Genomic DNA, 3808 nt, shown 5'->3' with positions numbered 1-3808 from the left:
ACCGGAACCGGCCCCGGGACCGGCGCCGACGGCGGCAGCGCGGGCGGCCGGCCGAACACCCCGAACGCGGTCGCGGCGCCGCCGTCGTTCGAGCTCAAGGACCCGGTCCCGCTGTACGAGCTGTCGGTGGACTTCGTCACGGGGAAGGCCCAGCCGACTCCGCAGGACGCGCTCAGGCTGTCCTACCTCGCCTCGCGGGTGAGCGCGGCCGACGGCCACCAGGCGGCCGTCCTGCTCGCCCCGCCGGGCAAGGGCGGCGGCTGGCGGCTGGCCGGCATCCGGGACGGCGACGCCGAGCTCAAGCTCGCCGAACACGCCACCGCCGCCACCCGCACCTTCACCGAGCCGCAGATCCACGCGTGGTACCGGCTCACCGCGAACGGCGACGTCGAACCGCTCAACCCCGAGGCCACCACGGGACTCGGCGGCAAGCAGAGCCTCCCGCTGGCCGCCTACCAGAAGATGGTGACCGGCCGGTACGCGGACAAGCTCCCGGGATCCGGTTACGACCGCAACGGGCTCGCCGGCGGGTTCGGCCTGTTCGACGGCACGGGGTCCGCGGCCGAGGCGCAACCCACGGCCCAGACACCGCCCGTGTCGTCGGCCTCAGCCGAACCATCGTCGCCGAGCTCGTGGCAGTTGCCCGTGGTCGGAGCCGCGGTGCTGGCCGGCGGCGCCGTCGGCCTCCGCCTGCGCCGCCGCCGCGTCGCAGCGACGGACTGACGCCCCGGGCGGCGGGCGCACGATCACCGGGCGCCCGCCACCTTCCACCGCCCGTCAAGGCACCTTCTACGACGGAGGCAGCGCGCGCCCTCGGCCTGACCTTCCCCCAGGTGCTGACGCTCATCGTCCTTCCGCAGGCCTTCCGTTCCGTGGTGGGCCCGCTGGCGAACGTCCTGATCGCCCTGACCAAGAACACGACGGTGGCCGCCGCCATCGGCGTCGCCGAGGCCGCGGCGCTGATGCGGGAGATGATCGAGAACGAAGCCCAACTCATCCTCATTTCGGCCATCTTCGCGTTCGGGTTCCCGCACCGCCCGTGATCACCTCGACCGCCACTCTGACCGTCCGCTTCCGCAACGCCGCCCTCGCCGAGACGGCGACCTGGGTCACCGGCGTGATCCGCGACGACGAACTCACCGTGTACATCACCGATGACGACCCCATCCGCCTCTACCGCGCCTTCGTCACCGTCGTGTTGCTCACCCGAGGAATCGCCGAGTAGCCTCACCGCTGTTACCCGGCATTCCGCCGACCGCCCGAGCGCCAGACCTTCGGCCGAACACCGCAGCACTCGATCGTGGTCATCCCGTGTGGCCTGTCACGGTCCTTCAGCTGCTGTGCGGTAATGGTCGACGCATGCGGAAACAGTTGATCGCCATCCTGGTTGCCTGCGCGTGCGTGCTCGTGCTCGCACAACTTCTGCCATGGGCCGCGGCCATGCGCGGCACCAGCCGGAGCGCTGTGACGCAGACCGCGCCACCGCCGCCGATCGCCCCCGGTACGGCGGAGGATTCGGTGTCAACCTGCCGGGTCGGCGCCTATCTCAGTGATGTCTATGACGTCCTTCCAGCCTCCAGCGCCTTTTCGGCGCGGGTCTGGGTCTGGTCACTCTGCCCCACCAAGGACCTGGACCCGCTCCCCTTGGCGTCCTTCCCGAACAGCGACAGCCCGCGGATCAGCAGTTCGCAGGTGACCATGGCGGCAGGGCTCTCATACCACATCCAGCTCATCGAGGGCACCTTCCGGCAGAGCTTCGACGAGACGAACTACCCGTTCGACCACCAGCACCTGGTCATGCTGATGACCGCTCCGCAGGATGCGCGGCATTTCCTGTTCACCCCTGACACCGTGGCATCGTCCATGGCTCAGGGCATCGACGTGAGCGGTTGGCGGATCGACGACTTCAAAGTGACCAGCTACGTCCAGGACTACACCACCAACTTCGGCGACCCCACCCTCGCTCCGAAGGCGCCAAGCCAGTACAGCCGGATGCGATTGGACATCGGTCTGGTCCGCGCGGACCCGATCAACTTCCTCAAGGTTGTCGCCCCGCTGTTCCTGATCTTCTTCGTGATCTCGCTGACCTTCGCGATCGGTTCCACCGGCGCGGAACGCTTCGGCGCCCGGTTCGCCACCCTGGGCGCCACGCTATTCGCCGTCCTGGTCAACATGGACCGCGCGGACATCACCGCACCGGGACGCCGCCTGACGATGGTCGATGAGCTGCACATCCTCACGCTCGCCTGGGTCATGGTGGCGTTCGCCCTGACCGCCGTGCTGTGGCGGTGGACCACGGCCGGCAAGGAGGCCGTGAGGATCGAGCGCATGAACGTCGTCGGCGGCTCGGTGGGATCCCTGGCCTACATGATCGTCGCGGTCATTCTGATCGTACGAGCCGCCATGGTGGGATGAGGCCGCCTCGAGGGCCCGCCTCTGCGCGCGTACGGTGGATGTATGGCCGGACGGGTAGCCGGTGGCAGGCACTGCCGACTGCCACCGCGGGTGACCGCACGCCGCGATGCGGTGTTCTGCTCCCCTACAGGAGGGAAAGGCCATGCCCGAGCACAGGATCGGCACGCAGGAGGAGTTCAACGCAGCCCGAGAGGAGCTGCTTGCAGAGGAGAAGAAGCTCACCCGACGAAGTGACGAGCTCGCGCGGAAGCGGCGGGAGCTTCCCTGGGTGCCGGTCGAGAAGGACTACAGCTTCGAGACCGAGGGCGGGACCAAGTCGCTCGCGGACCTCCTCGGCGGGCGCTCGCAGCTGCTTGTCTACCACTTCATGTTCGGCCCGCCGTACGAGGCCGGATGCCCGGTCTGCTCCTCGATCGCGGACACCCTCGACCCCAACGCGGTCCACCTGAAAGCCCGCGACGTGACACTGATCTGCTCCTCGCGGGCGCCGATCGACAAGCTCCTCGCCTACCGGGAGCGGATGGGCTGGAGCTTCGACTGGGTCTCCACCGTCGGCAGCGACTTCCACCGCGACCTCGGCTTCCAGTACACCGAAGAGGAGCTGGGGCCGTTCCTCGCGAGTGACATCCCGCCGACCGTCCGGCAGATGGCAGAGGCCTGCGGCACCGACGTGCCCGGGTACGTCACCGAGGGGCCCGGGCTGAGCGCCTACGCGCTCTCGAACGGCACCGTCTACCGGACGTACGTCACCACTGCGCGCGGCCTTGAGCCTGCCATGGCCTACTACGGCCTCCTCGACCGGACGCCGATGGGCCGACACGAGGAAGGCGAGGAGACCCACTGGCTGCGCCGCCACGACGAGTACAGCCCAGTGACCGCCTGACCCTCGAACGGCCCGCCTCCTTGGCTCCGCCCTGGAGCCGAGGAAGCGGCCGGCCGCTTCGCCGTCGCCCCGGTCTTCGTGCAGCACAACCGGCGCGTCGCCGCGCTGATCCAGGTGACCTGCCTGGCCCTGCTGGTCTTCTGCCTGATCGAGCGGCAGGTCAGACGCGCCCTGGGCCCCGAAGAGACGATGGCCGGCCTCTACCCGGACAACCGCCGCGTCCGCCCCACCGGCCGAATGATCCTCTACCACCTCGGCGAACTCACCCTGCGGATCGGCAACGTCACCGACCCGCCAACAGTCCAGATCAACCGTGGCGTCCAACTCCACCTCCTCGACCTACTCGACACCGACATCGGACAAACCCGCTGGCCACAGATCTGAAACGGTCACCCGCGAAGTACGGGTCTAGCAGCAATACCAGTGACTTAAGGTTTTGAGCCTCGTGGAGCCTTGGTCGGTTGGTTGATGGGAACGGTGCGGTAGTGCGGGGCGATGCTGACGGCTTCG

Annotated in this window: 5 protein-coding genes and 1 pseudogene; all 6 read left to right on the top strand. The window is 68.7% G+C overall.

Features of this window, described 5'->3' with window-relative positions; translation table 11 throughout:
- Positions 1-723: hypothetical protein (locus AB0O00_RS32165; RefSeq protein ID WP_363657794.1), on the top strand; the 723-nt coding region annotated here is incomplete at its 5' end.
- A gap of 74 nt (positions 724-797) precedes the next feature.
- Positions 798-1028 (top strand): annotated as a pseudogene (locus AB0O00_RS32160) (ABC transporter permease subunit); the annotation flags it as partial.
- An 11-nt stretch (positions 1029-1039) separates the two neighbouring features.
- Entirely contained in the window at positions 1040-1225 is a 186-nt protein-coding gene (locus AB0O00_RS32155) for a hypothetical protein (RefSeq protein ID WP_363657792.1), read from the top strand.
- 134 nt (positions 1226-1359) lie between these two features.
- Positions 1360-2415 (top strand): hypothetical protein, encoded by a 1056-nt coding sequence (locus tag AB0O00_RS32150; RefSeq protein WP_363657791.1) that lies wholly within the window; start codon positions 1360-1362, stop codon positions 2413-2415.
- A 142-nt stretch (positions 2416-2557) separates the two neighbouring features.
- Positions 2558-3298: a DUF899 domain-containing protein gene (locus AB0O00_RS32145; protein ID WP_363657789.1), complete on the top strand. Its 741-nt coding sequence runs from the start codon at positions 2558-2560 to the stop codon at positions 3296-3298.
- Positions 3299-3376: 78 nt separating this feature from the next.
- Complete coding sequence (locus tag AB0O00_RS32140) at positions 3377-3682, top strand: hypothetical protein (protein WP_363657787.1); 306 nt, start codon at positions 3377-3379, stop codon at positions 3680-3682.
- Positions 3683-3808: the final 126 nt, after the last annotated feature.

The organism is Kitasatospora sp. NPDC093558 (assembly GCF_040683475.1).
Classification (GTDB): Bacteria; Actinomycetota; Actinomycetes; order Streptomycetales; family Streptomycetaceae; genus Kitasatospora.
The sequence above is the reverse complement of the archived record's forward strand: the minus strand, read 5'-3'. Positions and strand labels throughout refer to the sequence as shown.

What these genes read in the sequence shown, in the direction of transcription:
- AB0O00_RS32150 (WP_363657791.1), top strand. Translation starts at nt 1,360, where the DNA reads ATGCGGAAACAGTTGATCGCCATCCTGGTTGCCTGCGCGTGCGTGCTC.
- AB0O00_RS32145 (WP_363657789.1), top strand. Translation starts at nt 2,558, where the DNA reads ATGCCCGAGCACAGGATCGGCACGCAGGAGGAGTTCAACGCAGCCCGA.